Source organism: Caballeronia hypogeia, from assembly GCF_001544875.2.
In the GTDB taxonomy this organism is placed as follows: domain Bacteria; phylum Pseudomonadota; class Gammaproteobacteria; order Burkholderiales; family Burkholderiaceae; genus Caballeronia; species Caballeronia hypogeia.
Genome location: NZ_FCOA02000011.1, coordinates 154,225 through 170,879, shown reverse-complemented (window position 1 = coordinate 170,879; position 16,655 = coordinate 154,225). Strand labels below are relative to the sequence as shown.

The 16,655-nt window shown below is 64.2% G+C and carries 12 protein-coding genes; 5 read left to right on the top strand and 7 right to left on the bottom strand.

The features are described 5' to 3' along the window. Positions 1-47: 47 nt before the first annotated feature. Genes AWB79_RS18295 through AWB79_RS18280 form a run of 4 tightly spaced genes read right to left on the bottom strand, consistent with a single transcriptional unit; the run spans position 48 to position 5,798 of the window. Entirely contained in the window at positions 48-1,187 is a 1,140-nt protein-coding gene (locus AWB79_RS18295) for a hybrid sensor histidine kinase/response regulator (RefSeq protein WP_061168838.1), read from the bottom strand. A gap of 23 nt (positions 1,188-1,210) precedes the next feature. Beyond that, positions 1,211-1,804 carry a chemotaxis protein CheB gene (locus tag AWB79_RS18290; protein WP_061168837.1) on the bottom strand — a complete coding sequence of 198 codons (594 nt, stop codon included), beginning with the start codon at positions 1,802-1,804 and terminating at the stop codon, positions 1,211-1,213. Positions 1,805-1,806: 2 nt separating this feature from the next. Then, positions 1,807-2,652: a CheR family methyltransferase gene (locus AWB79_RS18285; protein WP_096031563.1), complete on the bottom strand. Its 846-nt coding sequence runs from the start codon at positions 2,650-2,652 to the stop codon at positions 1,807-1,809. Continuing rightward, a complete protein-coding gene (locus tag AWB79_RS18280) occupies positions 2,649-5,798 on the bottom strand; it encodes a response regulator (RefSeq protein WP_061168835.1) in 3,150 nt (1,049 codons plus the stop codon). Before AWB79_RS18280 ends, AWB79_RS18285 begins: the two co-directional genes overlap by 4 nt. Before the next feature lie 160 nt (positions 5,799-5,958). Here AWB79_RS18280 and hpnA point away from each other — a divergent pair, with 160 nt between their 5' ends. From hpnA to AWB79_RS18265, 3 genes are all read left to right on the top strand, one after another. Further along, complete coding sequence (gene hpnA, locus AWB79_RS18275; protein WP_061168834.1) at positions 5,959-6,969, top strand: hopanoid-associated sugar epimerase; 1,011 nt, start codon at positions 5,959-5,961, stop codon at positions 6,967-6,969. Positions 6,970-7,214: 245 nt separating this feature from the next. Then, entirely contained in the window at positions 7,215-9,461 is a 2,247-nt protein-coding gene (locus AWB79_RS18270) for an NADP-dependent isocitrate dehydrogenase (RefSeq protein WP_061168833.1), read from the top strand. Between the two features lie 270 nt (positions 9,462-9,731). Next, on the top strand, positions 9,732-10,289 hold the full coding sequence (locus AWB79_RS18265; protein ID WP_061168832.1) for a hypothetical protein: 558 nt from the start codon (positions 9,732-9,734) through the stop codon (positions 10,287-10,289). A gap of 36 nt (positions 10,290-10,325) precedes the next feature. On the opposite strand, the gene AWB79_RS18260 is transcribed toward AWB79_RS18265, so the two are convergent. After that, a complete protein-coding gene (locus tag AWB79_RS18260) occupies positions 10,326-11,528 on the bottom strand; it encodes a glycosyltransferase (protein ID WP_061168831.1) in 1,203 nt (400 codons plus the stop codon). A gap of 468 nt (positions 11,529-11,996) precedes the next feature. Here AWB79_RS18260 and ispH point away from each other — a divergent pair, with 468 nt between their 5' ends. Together ispH and hpnH are read left to right on the top strand one after the other, a co-directional pair. Continuing rightward, on the top strand, positions 11,997-12,959 hold the full coding sequence (gene ispH / locus AWB79_RS18255) for a 4-hydroxy-3-methylbut-2-enyl diphosphate reductase (protein WP_061168830.1): 963 nt from the start codon (positions 11,997-11,999) through the stop codon (positions 12,957-12,959). 13 nt (positions 12,960-12,972) lie between these two features. Continuing rightward, complete coding sequence (gene hpnH / locus AWB79_RS18250; RefSeq protein ID WP_061168829.1) at positions 12,973-14,127, top strand: adenosyl-hopene transferase HpnH; 1,155 nt, start codon at positions 12,973-12,975, stop codon at positions 14,125-14,127. A 139-nt stretch (positions 14,128-14,266) separates the two neighbouring features. Here hpnH and AWB79_RS18245 read toward each other — a convergent pair whose 3' ends face one another. Beyond that, positions 14,267-14,461, bottom strand: a complete 195-nt coding sequence (locus AWB79_RS18245) for a YbdD/YjiX family protein (RefSeq protein WP_061168828.1) — start codon at positions 14,459-14,461, stop codon at positions 14,267-14,269. Between the two features lie 11 nt (positions 14,462-14,472). Next, the gene (locus AWB79_RS18240; RefSeq protein ID WP_061168827.1) at positions 14,473-16,557 is read right to left on the bottom strand and encodes a carbon starvation CstA family protein; all 2,085 of its coding nucleotides are present in this window, start codon (positions 16,555-16,557) and stop codon (positions 14,473-14,475) included. Positions 16,558-16,655: the final 98 nt, after the last annotated feature.

Sequence of the window (16,655 nt, the reverse complement as noted above, 5' to 3'; positions counted from 1 at the left end):
CGCTTTCTCCTTTCAGATGTCGATACGCCGCATTGTAGACACGCTCGTCAACTCAGGCGGAAAGGCTGCGCCGTGTCGGCGCGCTCGCCGGGACGCGGATGAAACGCACGCGGCAGGCGCACTTCGAAGGTCGTCCCCGCGTCGGCCGTGGAGCGCACGCTGACGTCGCCGCCGTGCATCTGCGCAATCTCGCGCGTGATGTAGAGCCCGAGTCCCAGACCGCTCGATTCGTGCTGACGTCGCCCGGAACGGTACGGCGCGAAGATCGTCGGCAGCACGTCGACGGGAATCTCGCCGGCGTTCTGCACGGTGATGGTCACGTCGTCGGCGTTGCCGTCGAGACGTACCTGAATCGCGGAGCCTTCGAGACCGTGCTGCAGCGCGTTGCCGATCAGATTCGAGAACACTTGCGAGAGCAGATCGCCATCGCCCTGCAGCAGCGTGTCGCCCTGACGCAGCACGAAGATGCGCCCTTTGCCGACGCGCGCCTCGTATTCGTCGACAATATTCTTCGCGAGCGTCATCAGTTCCACCGCGCGCGGCTGCAGCGTCACGCGCCCGCCGCGCAGACGCGCGAGATTGAGCAGCTGATCGACCATGCGCACCATGCGCATGCCGCTCGACTTGATGCGCTCGCCAATGTTCGCGACGTTCTCGTCCTTCACGAAGCGCGACAGATATTCCGCCGACGCGATCACCGCGGAGAGCGGCGTGCGCAGATCGTGGCCGAGCACGGCCATCAGCATCTCGTTCGCATCGAGCAGTTGCTGCACGGTGGCGAGCTGCGTCGCGAGTTGCTGCTTCTGGCGCTCCATCTGGATGAAGACATCGACCTTCGAGTTCAGGATGCGTGAATCGAAGGGCTTGTAGAGGAAATCCACCGCGCCCGCTTCGTAACCGCGGAACGTGCGGCTCGCGTCCTGCGCCGTCGCGGTCAGGAAGATGATCGGCACATGCGCGGTGCGCGGACTGCCGCGCATCAGCTCGGCCAGCTCGAAGCCGTCCATGCCTGGCATGTTGACGTCGAGAATCGCGAGCGCTACTTCGTGCTTGAGCAGAAGCTCGAGCGCGGCCGGCCCCGATTCCGCCTTCAGCACCGACAGATCCGGCCGCGCGAGCGACGCTTCGAGCGCGGTGATGTTGTTGCGGATGTCGTCGACGATCAGCACGTGGATGGGTTGCGTCATCTGGTGACTCCTAGCTTCCTTCATTACCTGCGGTCGATGCACTGCGCGAGCCGCATCGCCATTTCGTCCAGCGTCAGCACTTCGTGCACCGCATTCTCCCTGATGGCCGCGAGCGGCATGGCGGCCGCCTGGGCCGTCGCCGGTTCCTGCGCCCAGCACACGCCGCCCGCCCCGTGGATCGCGCGTGCGCCGCGCGCGCCGTCATCGTTCGCGCCGGACAGCACGATGCCCAGCAGCCGCTCGCCATACGCGTGCGCGGCCGATTCGAACAGCACGTCCACCGAAGGACGCGAGAAACGCACCGGCGGGTCGACCGACAGCGCGATGGAAGGCGCCGCGCCCTCTTCCGCCTCGACCAGCATGTGATAGCCCGGCGGCGCGAAATACACGGTGCCGGGCGCGATCTCGTCCTTGTCGAACGGCTCTTCGATGGCGAGTTCGCAGCGCGTCGCGAACAGTCCCGGCAACAGGCTCGGCTGTCCCTGCCGCACATGCACGACGATCAGCACGGGCGGCGCGAAGGTCTTGGGCAACATAGGCAGCAAATGATTCAACGCCTCGACGCCGCCCGCCGATGCGCCGATCACGACTGCTCCGATGCGTTGCGCGTCGAACATCGTCACACCTTCTGATAGAGCCGCTCGTGCGGATTGAAATCGGCGAAGTGGTCGGCGTGCTTCGAAAAACGCAGGCTCTCCTTGCTGCCCAGGCCGAGAAATCCGCGCCGCACGAGCGAATCGCTGAACAGGCCGAGCGCGCGATCCTGCAGCGCACGATCGAAATAGATCAGCACATTGCGGCACGACACCAGATGCGCTTCGAGAAACACGCTGTCGGTGGCGAGGCTGTGATCCGCGAACACCACGCGCGACTTGAGCGCCTGCGAGAACTTCGCCGCGCCGTAGGCCGCGTGATAGTAGTCGGAGAGCGAACGCTTGCCGCCCGCCGCGAGATAGTTCTGGCTGAAGCCCGCCATCCGCTCCAGCGGATAAATGCCGTTCTCCGCCTGACGCAGCGCTTCGGCGTTGATGTCGGTCGCGTAGAACACGGTGCGCTCGGCGATCTTTTCTTCCGCGAACAGCACGGCGAGCGACCACAGTTCCTCGCCGCTGCTGCATCCCGCGACCCATACCTTGATCGACGGGTAAGTCTGCAGAATCGGCACGACCTGCTCGCGGATCGCGCGGAAATACTGCGGGTCGCGGAACATCTCGCTCACCTGCACGGTGAGGTACTGGAACAGCCGCGCGAACAGCGCCGGATCGCGCAGGATGCGCTCCTGCAGATGCGAGAGCGTCGGCATGTTGAAATCATGCACGGCCTGCGCGAGCCGGCGCCTCAGCGAACTCACGGAGTAATGCCGGAAGTCGTGCTGATAACGCAGGTAGATGGCTTCCAGAATCAGCTTCAGTTCGATGTCGAACATCGCTTCTTCGTCGTGCCCGCCGTCGTTCGTCATGTTCATCGCTGCCGCAGCCATACACGACACAAAGACACGAGCTTATCCACGTCGATGGGCTTCGATATGTAATCGTCCGCACCCGCCCCGAGACATTTCTCGCGATCGCTCGGCATCGCCTTCGCGGTGAGCGCGATGATCGGCAGGCGCGCGTGCTCCGGCTGCTTGCGGATCTCGGTCATCGCGGTGAGGCCGTCCATCTCGGGCATCATGATGTCCATCAGCACGAGGTCGATATCGCCGCGACGCGCCAGCGCCTCCAGCGCCTCGCGGCCGTTGCGCGCAATTTCGAGCGTGGCGCCCAGCGGCTCGATCACGCGCGAGAGCGCGAAGATGTTGCGCACGTCGTCTTCGGCGAGCAGGATCGTGCGGCCCTCGAACACGTCGTCGCGCTGACGCGCCGCACGCAGCATGCGCTGCTGCTCCGGCGGCAGCGCGCTCTCGACGCTGTGCAGGAACAGTGTCACTTCGTCGAGCAGGCGCTCCGGCGACTTCGCTCCCTTGATGATGATCGATTTCGAGTAGCGTCGCAGGCGCTGCTCTTCTTCCTGCGACAGCAAGCGCCCCGTATAGACGATCACCGGCGGCGCGGACTGCCCGCCCGTCGTGGAGACGCGTTCGAGCAGTTCGTAGCCGGAGCCGTCGGGCAGCGCGAGATCCATCACGACGCAATCGAACACGCCGCGCTGCATCTCCTCGATAGCCTCCGCGATCGATCCCGCCTCCACGATGCCAACCGTCTCGCTTGCGAGCAGCGCGTGGATGCTCTGGCGCAGCGCCGGATCGTCCTCGACGACCAGCACGCGGCGCATGCCCTGCGCGGACCGCGCTTCGAGCTTGCGAATGGCGTGGGCAAGCTCTTCTCGCGCGCTCGGCTTCAACGTATAGCCGATCGCGCCGAGATGCAGCGCGACATCGGCGTGATCGGTCGCGGAGACGATGTGGATCGGAATATGGCGCGTGAGCGGATCGTGCTTGAGCCATTCGAGCACGGTGAGGCCCGACTGGTCCGGCAGACCGATATCGAGCAGGATGCCGTTCGGCTGCAGCGAGCGCGCAAGCTCGACGCCCTGCGTCGCGGTCGCCGCGTGCACGCAGTCGAAGTCGAGTTCGTGCGCGAGATCGTAGAGGATATGCGCGAACGGCTGATCGTCCTCGATGACGAGAATCACGCGGTCCGGACGCTGCCGATCGGCGCGGTCGTCGGCGATCGCCATGGGTTCGGGCGCGGGCATCGGCACATGCGCGGGCTGCATCGTGACCGGCGCGGGTTGCGCAGGCGCGGGATGCACCGGTTGCGCCGCGACCGGTTCCGGCTCGCTCATATGGCCGATGGTGTCGAGCTTCGCGGTGACGGTGCCTTCGCGCGCGCCGATCGGCAGCGTCACCGAAAACACGCTGCCGTGCCCCAGTTCGCTCGATACCGCGACCGATCCGCCCAGGAGCCGCGTGAACTCGCGCGAGATCGACAGTCCGAGGCCGCTGCCGCCGTACTTGCGGCTCGTGGTGCCGTCGGCCTGCTGGAAGGCCTGGAAGATCATGTCCTGCTTCTCGCGCGCAATGCCAATGCCCGTGTCGCGCACCTCGAAGCGCAGCGCGTCGTCGCTCGCGCGTTCCACCGCGACCGTCACGCGGCCGCGCTCGGTGAACTTGAACGCGTTCGACAGCAGATTGCGCAACACCTGCAGCAGCCGCTGGCTGTCGGTGACGAAGTAGCCGGGCACGTTCTCGCCATGGTGGGTGACGAGTTCGAGTCCCTTGCTTTCCGCGACGGGCGCGAAGGATTGCTGCAAGGTCTGCAGCAGCGCATCGACGGAAGCGGGCGCGAACTGCACGTCCATCTGGCCGGCCTCGACCTTCGAGAGATCGAGAATGTCGTTGATGAGCGAAAGCAGATCGCTGTTGGACGAATGGATCGTCGCGGCATAGCGCACCTGCTCGTCAGTGAGATTGCCCTGCTTGTTGTCCTGCAGAAGCTTGGCGAGAATCAGCGAGCTGTTGAGCGGCGTGCGCAATTCGTGCGACATGTTCGCCAGAAACTCCGACTTGTACTGGCTCGCGCGCTCCATTTCCAGCGCGTTCGCGGTCAGTTCCTGCTGCGCCTCCAAAAGCTCGGCCTTTTGACGTTCGAGATGCTGCGTATGCTCTTCGAGCTGGACATTGGTCTCTTCGAGCTCCGCCTGCTGCTGCTCCAGACGCGCCTGAGAATCCTGCAGCGCGCGGCCGCGCTCTTCGAGCTCCTCGTTCGACACCCGCAGCTCTTCCTGCTGCACCTGCAACTCCTCGCTCTGACGCTGCGTTTCCTCCAGCAATTCGACGAGACGCGCGCGATAGCGCGCCGAGCGCAGCGCCATGCCGAGCGGTTCGGCGGCCATTTCGAGCAGCGCGCGGGCGTCGTCGACCTGCCCGTCCGCGCCGACGAAACCGAGCTCGATCGCGCCGGCCACTTCGCCGTCGGCGAAAAACGGCGCGATCACGACGCTCGACGCCGTCGTCGACCCGAGCGCGGAACCGGTTCGCAGGTAATGACCGGAAGCGTCGCGCAGTTCGAACACGCGCGCTTCCTCGATCGCCTGGCCGACGAGCCCTTCGCCGCGCGCAATCCGCTGCGGCGCGCTGGCGTCGTCGGGCAGCGCCCAGGCCGCGACGCGCACGAGCGCATCGTGGTCGAGCGCGTAGACGACGCCGACCTTGGCGTTCACGTAAGGCACGATCGAACGCAGGATGCTCACGCCGATCGAAGCGGGAGACTGCTCGCCGCGCAGCTTGAGGCCGAGCTGCATGATGCCCTGCTGCAGCCAGCCCGTGCGTTGTACGGCAAGCCGCGATTTGATATATAGATGCGCCACCGCCGCGAGCGTGAGCAGCACGACGATGCCCATCGCGCGGTTGATCTGGAGCACGTCGCGGGTCGTGTTCGGATCGACCGGGGCCAACGCGTAGCCTGCGATGATCAGCAGCGCCGACGCCCCGCCCGTGAAGAGCGGCACGGACGGCCGGTCGGCCCACACGCAGAGCACGACCGGCAGCAGGTAAAACACCCAGATCGCGACGCGCATCGGCGTGAGCGCGTCGATGGCGAACACGACGGCGAGCGTGATCGCGATGGCCAGGTAAATCCAGGAGCGTAGGCTTCGAGTGTCTTGAGGCATCGTTGACCGGTTGTGTTCACGTTTTGCGCGGCCTCGCGCCGGCAGCAGGCGAGGACCATAGCATGAGCCGCGAGCCCTTGTCACATCGGGCTTTGCAGGCAATTTTTGACGCGGCAATCGTTACGAAAAGGGCCGCGCGCACGTTTTCAATGAGGTAAGAATGACTGATTTTTCCGGCTCTCGCGTGCTCGTTACGGGCGCCTCGGGATTCGTCGGGTCCGCGGTCGCGCGGCTCGCCATCGAACGCGGCTTCGACGTGCGCGTGCTCGTGCGCGCGACCAGCCCGCGCAAGAACGTGGAGTCGCTGAATGCCGAGATCGTCGTCGGCGACATGCGCGACGAAGCGTCCATGCGCGCGGCGCTCAAAGGCTGCCGCTTCCTGTTCCACGTCGCGGCGGATTACCGCATCTGGGCGCCCGATCCCGGCGAAATCGAGCGCGCGAATCTCGAAGGCACCGAAGCGACCATGCGCGCGGCGCTGGCCGAGGGCGTCGAGCGCGTCGTCTATACCAGCAGCGTCGCGACGCTCAAGGTGACGAGCTCGGGCGCGATCGTCGACGAGACGAAGCCGTCGGATGCGGCGAGCACCATCGGCGCCTACAAGCGCAGCAAGGTGCTGGCCGAGCGCGCAGTCGAGCGCATGGTCGCGCAGAACTCGCTGCCCGCGGTGATCGTCAATCCGTCGACGCCGATCGGCCCGCGCGACGTGCGCCCGACGCCGACCGGGCGCATCATCGTGGAAGCGGCGACGGGCAAGATTCCGGCGTTCGTCGATACGGGCCTGAACCTCGTGCATGTCGATGACGTCGCGAACGGGCATTTCCTGGCGCTGGAACGCGGCCGCATCGGCGAGCGCTATATATTGGGCGGCGAGAATCTGCCCTTGCAGCAGATGCTCGCGGATATCGCCGGATTCGTCGGCCGCAAGCCGCCCACCATCAAATTGCCGCGCGGACCGCTTTATCCTCTCGCGGTGGGCGCGGAGCTTTTCGCGAAGGTGAGCGGCAAGGAGCCGTTCGTGACAGTCGATGCGCTCAAGATGTCGAAGAACAAGATGTATTTCACGTCGGCCAAGGCCGAGCGCGAGCTGGGTTACGGCGCGCGGCCCTATCGCGAGGGACTGAAAGACGCGCTGGAATGGTTCCGCGCGAACGGCTATCTCACTGCGTGAAGCGCCGCGTCATTGCGTGAAACGGCGCGGCGGTGGCGACGGACCTCGAAAATCGCAACTCTTGTATAAGACTCGAAAAACGTTAAGTCATTGATATAGCAATAAAAACGCCTGTTTTATCGGTTCACGGGAGCCGAAATTCGCACGCGCGCCTCACAAAATCAGGCAGAATAGCGGTTTGTTGCCGGAAGGGCGATTGAGGCCGGCGGTTTTTTCCAACCTGTTTTCGGATGTCGAGACAAGCGATGAGTAATCAGCAACCCACCATCATCTACACCCTGACCGACGAAGCTCCGCTGCTCGCGACCAGCGCCTTTCTGCCGATCATCCGCACCTTCACCGCGCCGGCGGGCGTGAACGTCGCGACCAGCGACATCTCGGTCGCCGCGCGCATCCTGGGCGAATTCCCCGAGTATCTGACCGACGAGCAAAAGGTCCCCGACAACCTCGCGAAGCTCGGCGAACTCACGCAGGACGCCGACACCAACATCATCAAGCTGCCGAACATCAGCGCGTCGCTGCATCAGCTGACCAGCGCGATCAAGGAGCTCCAGTCGAAGGGCTACAAGCTGCCCGACTATCCCGAAGAGCCGAAGAACGACGAAGAGAAGGCCATTCGCGCGCGCTATGGCAAGTGCCTCGGCTCAGCCGTGAATCCGGTGCTGCGCGAAGGCAACTCGGACCGCCGCGCGCCGCTGGCCGTGAAGAACTACGCGAAGAAGCATCCGCACAGCATGGGCCAGTGGAGCATGGCTTCGCGCACCCACGTCGCGCACATGAAGCACGGCGACTTCTATCACGGTGAAAAGTCCGTCACGAACGACAAGGCCCGCGAAGTCCGCATGGAACTCGTCACGAAGCTTGGCGAAACCATCGTGCTGAAGCCGAAGGTCAAGCTGCAGGAAGGCGAGATCGTCGACAGCATGTTCATGAGCAAGAAGGCGCTGGTCGAGTTCTACGAAGAACAGATGCAGGACGCGTTCGACACCGGCGTCATGCTGTCGCTGCACGTCAAGGCGACCATGATGAAGGTCTCGCACCCGATCGTCTTCGGTCATGCCGTGAAGGTGTTCTACAAGGACGCGTTCGCCAAGCACTCGAAGCTGTTCGAAGAGCTCGGCATCAACGTGAACAACGGTCTCGTCGATCTGTACACGAAGATCGAGGCGCTGCCGGAATCGCAACGCGACGAAGTCATCCGCGACATGCACGCGTGTCACGAAAAGCGCCCGGCTCTGGCGATGGTCGACTCCGCCAAGGGCATCTCGAACCTGCACGCGCCGAACGACGTGATTGTCGACGCGTCCATGCCCGCGATGATCCGCGCCGGCGGCAAGATGTGGGGCGCCGACGGCCGTCCGCAAGACACGAAATGCCTGATTCCGGAAAGCACGTTCGCGCGCATTTATCAGGAAATCATCAACTTCTGCAAGACCAACGGCGCGTTCGATCCCAAGACCATGGGAACGGTGCCGAACGTCGGCCTGATGGCGCAGAAGGCCGAAGAGTACGGCTCGCACGACAAGACTTTCGAAATCGCCGAAGACGGCACGGCGCGCATCGTCGACAACGCGACGGGCGAAGTCATCGAAGGGCTCACGCAGGAAGTCGAAAAGGGCGACATCTGGCGCATGTGCCTGGTCAAGGACGCGCCGATCCGCGACTGGGTCAAGCTCACCGTCACGCGCGTGAAGAACTCGGGCACGCCGGCGGTGTTCTGGCTCGACCCGTATCGTCCGCACGAAGCCGAGCTGATCAAGAAGGTCGAAACGTACCTGAAGGATTACGACACGAAGGGCCTCGACATCCAGATCATGTCGCAGGTGCGCGCCATGCGTTACACGCTCGAGCGCGTGATCCGCGGCATGGACACGATCTCGGCCACCGGCAACATCCTGCGCGACTATCTGACCGATCTGTTCCCGATCATGGAACTCGGCACCAGCGCGAAGATGCTGTCCATCGTTCCGCTGATGGCGGGCGGCGGACTGTATGAAACGGGCGCGGGCGGCTCGGCGCCGAAGCACGTGCAGCAGCTCGTGCAGGAAAACCACCTGCGCTGGGATTCGCTGGGCGAATTCCTGGCGCTGGCGGTGTCGCTGGAAGAGCTCGGCATCAAGAACGACAACGCGCGTGCGAAGCTCGTCGCGAAGGCGCTCGATTCGGCCACCGGCAAGCTGCTCGACAACAACAAGAGCCCGTCGCCGAAGACCGGCCAGCTCGACAATCGCGGCAGCCAGTTCTATCTCGCGATGTACTGGGCGCAAGAGTTGGCGAACCAGACGGAAGACAAGGCGCTCGCCGAACAGTTCGCGCCGCTCGCGAAGACGCTGGCCGAGAACGAGCAGAAGATCGTCGACGAACTCGCCGCGGTGCAGGGCAACGCGGTGGATATCGGCGGCTACTACAAGCCGGACGAGAAGAAGCTCGAAGCCGCAATGCGTCCGAGCCAGACGCTCAACGCCGCGATCGCGCAGGCAAACGCGAAGTAATCGCGAAGCGAGTGCGGGGCGCGGCGGGCAACACAAGCCGCGCGCCTCGTCGATGAACCGGCATCGCCTCGGGCGATGCCGGTTTTGTTTTTGGGCACGCTCGACGTCGCAGCGCTTGAGCGCATTAGCGCCGATGCGCATCGCACGCAAGAAATCTGTCGCGTAATCCGCACGATGCGTGCAATTGGTTACAACCTGTGGCGGCCTCCCCAAATGTGAGCGAGTAGAATCTGTGCCTCGCCGCAAGCTCGCTAGACAGACACTCACGCAATGAATCTACAAGACCAGCTCGGCGCGCTGGAGTCGAGCCTCGACACGCTCCTTCAGGCCGCCACCGCATGCGATCCATCGTCTGCTGAATCGAAGACAGACGCAGCCGTGCCGACGCACGGCGCGCCCGACAACGCGCCCGCATCATCCGCGCAAGCCGAGGCCTCACCGGACGAGCCGCCAGCACTGGGCGGCGAAATGCCCACGCCCGACGAACCGCCCGCGCTCAACGAGCCGCCCACGCTGGTCGTCTCGCGCCCCGAGCAGAACGCGATCGAAATGACGATCGCGGGCAAGACGGTGAAGCTGAGCCCGGAAGGGATATCGGAACTGATCGGGGAGTTGTCGAACGTGCGCGCGTCGATGTCGGTGGAGCAGCCGACGGGCATCGCGCCGGGATGGCGCTTCGCGGCCACGAAGAATCCGGTCATGGCGACGCAGAAGCATGCAAACGGCGACCGCCTGCTGATCCTGCGTCACGCCGGTCACGGCTGGGTGCCGTTCACGTTTTCGCCGAACATGGTCATCGAGCTGTACGCCATGCTGACGAAGAAGTAAGGCGGCTTCCCGAACGAAGCCGCCGCTGCGCCGCGGTTACGAACCTTCCTGCGTCGGCGCCTGCACGCGCGCCTTCCACTGCCCGCCCTTTCCGCTCCAGTAACGCACGGCCGAGCCGATCGTCGCGCTGACATAGAACAACGCGACGAGCGGCAGCAGCGGCGCCCACAACAGCGACCTGCGGTAATAGCGCAGCATCGGTCCGTAGGCGATGCACATGAACGCCCACGCGGCGCACGCCGGCCACGCGCGCGCGCCGTACGTGAGCGCCAGCACCGGCGGCGCGAGGTAGATCACCGCCATGCCGAGCAAGGTTCCCGCGAGCAGCAGCGGCGAATAGCGCAACTGCGTGAAGGCCGTCCGCGCGATCATGTTCCAGATTTCGCGCCAGTTGTCGTAAGGCCGCAGCGATTCGCTGCGCTCGGCGAGATCGAGACGGATCGGCCGTGCGTCGTTGCGTCCCGCGCGATGCTTGATGCGCGCGGCGAGACTGCAATCGTCGATCAGTTCCTGGCGGATCGATTCGATCCCGCCCGCTTCGATCAGCGCCGAGCGGCGCACCAGCATGCAGCCGCCCGCCGCGCCCGCCGTGGCTTTCTTCACGTCGCCCACCCACGCGAACGGATAGAGCTTGGCGAAGAAGAACACGAAGGCCGGAATCAGCGCCTTTTCCCAAAGCGAATCGCAGCGCAGACGCACCATCAGCGAGACGAGATCGCGGTCTTCGAGGATGGTGCGCGCGACGAGCTGCGTGGCGGCATCGGCCGGATGGTGGATGTCGGCGTCCGTGAGCAGCAGGAATTCGGCGGGCAAGCCGAGCGAATCGATCGCGCCGATGCCCTGCGACTGCGCCCAGACCTTGCCCGACCAGCCCGTCGGCAACGGCTGCGCGGTCAGCACGGTCAGACGGTCTTCGAGACCAAGATCACGGGCGGCGGCGAGCGCGACGCTGGCGGTGCCGTCGGTGCTGTGGTCGTCGACGACGATCACGTGGAACGCGCCCGCATAGTCCTGCTTCAGCAGCGAGCCGACCGCGCGCCCGATGACATCGGCTTCGTTGCGCGCCGGCACGACGACCACGAGCGCGGGCCAGGCGCCGCGCCGCGCGATCTCGGCGTTGCCGACCGCGTGCACCGTCGTCTCCGAAAGCGCCGCTGCGGGCTCGGCCCGCCAGAAGCCGCCGCGGGCCAACAGCAGCACGATCCAGATCAAGAAAGACAGCCAGGCGATCAATAGCATGAATAAATGGTCAGCTCGAAAATGATGCGCAACGGAACCGCACGATTCGCGTTCGATTTCGGCGCCTGAAAGGGCGTATCGCGCGACGTGACGGCTTGGGCGTTGCGTGAAAAATACATGGACCGGGCCGCGCGCAAGACCTGTCTCGCAGGCAGGCAGGCGCGATGGTGCGGGCGCCGGCCTTGAGGCGCGCGGCCCGAAGTGTCGGACAGTTTACTGGGTTCTGAAAATCGCTGTATTTGCACGCGCTGCGCCGTTTCGCCCCTGGACGCGCGCAATGAGCACCCGAAAAGGGAAAGCGTTAGAATACGCGGTCAACTTCGGCGCCTAGACCGGCATACCGTGTCTTTTTTTCCGGTCTGCTTTCCGGCCTGCCTCATCTGGACGTTCGAACGTCCATCCAGGTCGTATTCGGAAAGCGGCAGCTTCGCGCCGGCTAACCCCGCGTCAGTCAGAGTTCGTTCGAATATGCGTATCATCCTTGCTCAACCCCGCGGCTTTTGTGCGGGTGTGGTCCGTGCGATCGAAATCGTCGATCGGGCCCTCGAACGGCATGGCGCACCGGTCTATGTGCGTCATGAGATCGTTCACAACCGGCATGTCGTCGACAATCTGCGCAGCAAGGGCGCACGTTTCGTCGAAGAACTCGATGAAGTCCCGCACGGCGCGGTCGCGATTTTCAGCGCGCACGGCGTGGCGAAAACGGTCGAACAGGACGCGCAGAATCGCGGTCTCGACGTACTCGACGCCACCTGCCCGCTCGTCACCAAGGTGCATGTGCAGGGCCGGCAATACGTGTCGCAGGGCCGCACGCTGATTCTGATCGGGCACGCGGGACATCCGGAAGTGGAAGGCACGATCGGGCAGATTCCCGGCGAGGTCGTGCTGGTGCAGAGCGAAGCCGAGGTCGAAACGCTGACGCTCGCGCGCGACACGCCGGTCGCGTACGTCACGCAGACCACGCTTTCTGTCGATGACACGCGCGGCATCATCGACGCATTGCAGCGCCGTTTCACCGACATCGTCGGACCGGACACGCGCGATATCTGCTACGCGACGCAGAACCGCCAGGCCGCCGTGCGCGAGCTGTCACGCGAGGTGGACGTGCTGCTCGTGGTGGGCGCCACCAACAGTTCCAATTCGAACCGCCTGCGGGAGATCGGCGCCGAAAGCGGCGTGCCGAGCTACCTCGTGGCGGACGGTTCGGAAATCAGGCCGGAATGGTTTGCCAATGTGCAGACGGTCGGCATCACGGCCGGCGCGTCGGCGCCTGAGGAAATGGTCGAACATGTGATCGATGCCCTGCGCGCAATCGGACACGTCGAAGTCACGACGATGAACGGGCGCGAGGAAAAGGTCGAATTCAAACTTCCCGCGAAACTCATGCAACCGCTCGCCGCCGTCGCGGCGACGGACGTTCGCGAAGAATAAGGAGAGGACGCAATTGTCTATCCCGATGCTCCAGAAGGCGCGCGTTGGCGCCTACATCTTCAAGCAGCACATCACGGGCACGAAGCGCTATCCGCTCGCGCTGATGCTGGAACCGCTGTTCCGCTGCAATCTCGCCTGTAACGGCTGCGGCAAGATCGATTATCCGGATCCCATTCTGAACCAGCGCCTGTCGCTGGAAGAGTGTCTCGGCGCCGTCGACGAGTGCGGCGCGCCAGTCGTGTCCATCGCGGGCGGCGAGCCGCTGCTGCACAAGGAAATGCCGCAGATCGTGCGCGGCATCATGGAGCGCAAGAAGTTCGTGTATCTCTGCACGAATGCGTTGCTCATGGAAAAGAAAATGGACGATTACGAGCCGAGCCCGTATTTCGTCTGGTCCGTGCACCTCGACGGCGACCGCGAAGCGCACGATCACTCGGTGTCGCAACCGGGCACGTACGACAAGGCCGTCGCGGCCATCAAGGAAGCGAAGCGCCGTGGTTTCCGCGTGAACATCAACTGCACGCTGTTCAACGACGCCGAACCGGAACGCGTGGCGAAGTTCTTCGACACGCTGGGCCCGATCGGCGTGGATGGCATCACGGTTTCGCCGGGATACGCTTATGAGCGCGCGCCGGATCAGCAGCACTTCCTGAACCGCGACAAGACCAAGAACCTGTTCCGCGAAATCTTCAAGCGCGGCAACAACGGCAAGAACTGGTCGTTCAGCCAGTCGACGCTGTTCCTCGATTTCCTCGCGGGCAACCAGACGTATCAGTGCACGCCGTGGGGCAACCCGGCGCGCACGGTGTTCGGCTGGCAGAAGCCGTGCTATCTGGTCGGCGAAGGTTACGTGAAGACCTTCAAGGAACTGATGGAAACCACCGAGTGGGACAAGTACGGCACGGGCAAGTACGAGAAGTGCGCGGACTGCATGGTCCATTGTGGTTTCGAGGCGACGGCCGTGATGGATACGGTTGCGCATCCGCTGAAGGCCGCAAGGATCGCGCTGTCGGGTCCGCGCACGACGGGCGCGTTCGCGAAGGATCTGCCGATCGACAAGCAGCGTCCGGCGGAGTTTGTGTTCTCGAAGCATGTGGAAATCAAGCTCGAAGAAATCGGACGCGCGCAGAAGAACAAGGGCGTGAAAGCAGCAGCAGCGGTGAATTGAGGTTGGTTTAGGCCGGTTGTCTGGTTGAAAAGCGAAGGGCGGATGGCTTGGGCCATCTGCCCTTTTTGTTAGTTGCCAAAAAAAACGCGACGGCTCATCACCGTCGCGTTCTCATCGTCTGCCAGAAATCAGCATCGACTCAGCAGCACTTCCCCGCCCCGCCGCCATACCTCGCCTCCTGCCGCTCGCGGAAAAACTCCGCGTACGTCATCACCGGCTTGTCGGGATGCGTCGCCTGCATGTGTGTGACGTACGCGTCGTAGTCCGGCATCCCGACCATCAGACGCATCGCCTGGCCGAGATACCGTCCTGCCTGTCGAAGATCGGTGAACATGGCGGCGTTCCTCAATGACCCGAGCGCACCGCCGCGCTCGCACCGGCCGGCATCGCTTCGAACGGCGTCTCGCGGACCGTCGGCTTCGCTTCGCGGCGTGCGCGCAGCACCGCCATCACGCCATACACCGCGATGCTCAACACCACGAAGATGAACAGACCGGAAAGCGCCGCATCGACGTAATCGTTGAAGATGATTCGCTGCATCTCCGACAGCGACTTCGCCGGCGCCATCACCTTGCCCGCATCGAACGCTTCCTTAAGCTTGCCCGCGTGAGCGAGGAAACCGACCTTCGGATTCGCATCGAAAATTTTCTGCCAGCCGGCCGTCAACGTGCAGATGAGCAGCCAGATGGTCGGTACGAGCGTGACCCACGCGTAGCGCTCGCGCTTCATCTTGAACAGCACCACCGTACCCAGCATCAGCGCGATGCCCGCCAGCATCTGGTTCGAGATGCCGAACAGCGGCCACAGCGTATTGATGCCGCCGAACGGATCGACCACGCCCTGATACAGGAAGTAGCCCCAAGCGGCCACGCACAGCCCGGTGGCGGTCAGGTTCGCCGGCAGCGATTCCGTGCGACGCAGCGCCGGATGGAATGTGCCGAGCAGATCCTGCAGCATGAAGCGGCCCGCACGCGTGCCCGCATCGACGGCCGTCAGGATGAACAGCGCCTCGAACAGAATGGCGAAGTGATACCAGAACGCCATCATGGCTTCGCCGCCGATCACCTGATGCAGAATGTGCGCCATGCCGACCGCCAGCGTCGGCGCGCCGCCCGCACGCGCGACGATGGTCGTCTCGCCGACCGCCTTCGCCGTCGAGGTCAGCATGTCCGGCGTCAGCATGAAGCCCCAGCTCGAAACCGTCTGCGCGACCGCTTCGGGCGTCGAGCCGAGCAGCGCGGCCGGGCTGTTCATCGCGAAGTAGATGCCCGGCTCGATCACGCACGCGGCGACCAGCGCCATGATCGCGACGAACGATTCCATCAGCATCGCGCCGTAGCCGATGAAACGCATGTTCACTTCGTTATCGATCATCTTGGGCGTGGTGCCCGACGAGATCAGCGCGTGGAAGCCCGACACCGCGCCGCACGCGATCGTGATGAACAGGAACGGGAACAGATTGCCCGCCCACACCGGACCGGAGCCATCGACGAACTTGGTGAAGGCCGGCATCTTCAGTTCCGGCGCGACGATCAGAATGCCGATCGCGAGGCCGACGATCGTGCCGATCTTGAGGAACGTCGACAGATAATCGCGCGGCGCGAGCAGCAGCCACACCGGCAACACCGATGCGACGAAACCGTAGCCGATCAGAATCCACACGAGCTGCACGCCGGTGAAGGTGAACCACGGCGCGAGCGCGGGCGACGCGGCGACCTGTCCGCCGAAGATGATCGCGAGCATCAGCAGCACGAAGCCGATGATCGAAATCTCGCCGATGCGCCCCGGCCGGATATAGCGCGTGTAAAGCCCCATGAACAGCGCAATGGGGATCGTCGCCGCGACGGTGAATGTGCCCCACGGCGAATTCGTCAGCGCCTTCACGACGATCAGCGCGAGCACCGCGAGAATGATCACCATGATGAGGAACGTGCCGAACAGCGCGATCACGCCGGGCACCGTGCCCAGTTCCATCTTGATGAGATCGCCGAGCGAGCGGCCGTCGCGGCGCGTGGAGATGAACAGGACGACGAAGTCCTGCACCGCGCCCGCGAACACCACGCCCGCGAGAATCCACAGCATGCCGGGCGTGTAGCCCATCTGCGCGGCGAGCACCGGGCCGACGAGCGGACCCGCGCCCGCGATCGCCGCGAAGTGATGGCCGAACAGCACGTACTTGTTGGTCGGCACGTAGTCGAGGCCGTCGTTGTGACGCACGGCCGGCGTCATGCGCAGGCCGTCGAGCTGCAACACTTTCGCCGCGATGAAGCGCGAGTAGAACCGATAAGCGATGAGATAGACGCAGACCGCCGCGATGACGATCCATAGTGCGCTGATCCGCTCGCCGTGCGCGAGCGCGATGGTGCCGAATGCGAACGCGCCCAATAGCGCGAGCGCGATCCAGACCAGAAATCCGGAAGCCCGATTCATGGCGTCTCCTTGAGTGTTATGACCGGGACAAAGGCCCGCGGCATCGTTCACTGCGCCGTGATAGCGCATTGGGCGGTAGTATTCGCTTTCGCCCCGGC

Bases quoted from the DNA above. Each gene is read 5' to 3' on its own strand.
- AWB79_RS18290 (WP_061168837.1), bottom strand. From the start codon at position 1,804: ATGTTCGACGCGCAACGCATCGGAGCAGTCGTGATCGGCGCATCGGCG.
- AWB79_RS18270 (WP_061168833.1), top strand. From the start codon at position 7,215: ATGAGTAATCAGCAACCCACCATCATCTACACCCTGACCGACGAAGCT.
- ispH (WP_061168830.1), top strand. From the start codon at position 11,997: ATGCGTATCATCCTTGCTCAACCCCGCGGCTTTTGTGCGGGTGTGGTC.
- AWB79_RS18260 (WP_061168831.1), bottom strand. From the start codon at position 11,528: ATGCTATTGATCGCCTGGCTGTCTTTCTTGATCTGGATCGTGCTGCTG.
- AWB79_RS18285 (WP_096031563.1), bottom strand. From the start codon at position 2,652: ATGAACATGACGAACGACGGCGGGCACGACGAAGAAGCGATGTTCGAC.
- hpnA (WP_061168834.1), top strand. From the start codon at position 5,959: ATGACTGATTTTTCCGGCTCTCGCGTGCTCGTTACGGGCGCCTCGGGA.
- AWB79_RS18265 (WP_061168832.1), top strand. From the start codon at position 9,732: ATGAATCTACAAGACCAGCTCGGCGCGCTGGAGTCGAGCCTCGACACG.
- AWB79_RS18245 (WP_061168828.1), bottom strand. From the start codon at position 14,461: ATGTTCACCGATCTTCGACAGGCAGGACGGTATCTCGGCCAGGCGATG.
- AWB79_RS18295 (WP_061168838.1), bottom strand. From the start codon at position 1,187: ATGACGCAACCCATCCACGTGCTGATCGTCGACGACATCCGCAACAAC.
- AWB79_RS18240 (WP_061168827.1), bottom strand. From the start codon at position 16,557: ATGAATCGGGCTTCCGGATTTCTGGTCTGGATCGCGCTCGCGCTATTG.
- AWB79_RS18280 (WP_061168835.1), bottom strand. From the start codon at position 5,798: ATGCCTCAAGACACTCGAAGCCTACGCTCCTGGATTTACCTGGCCATC.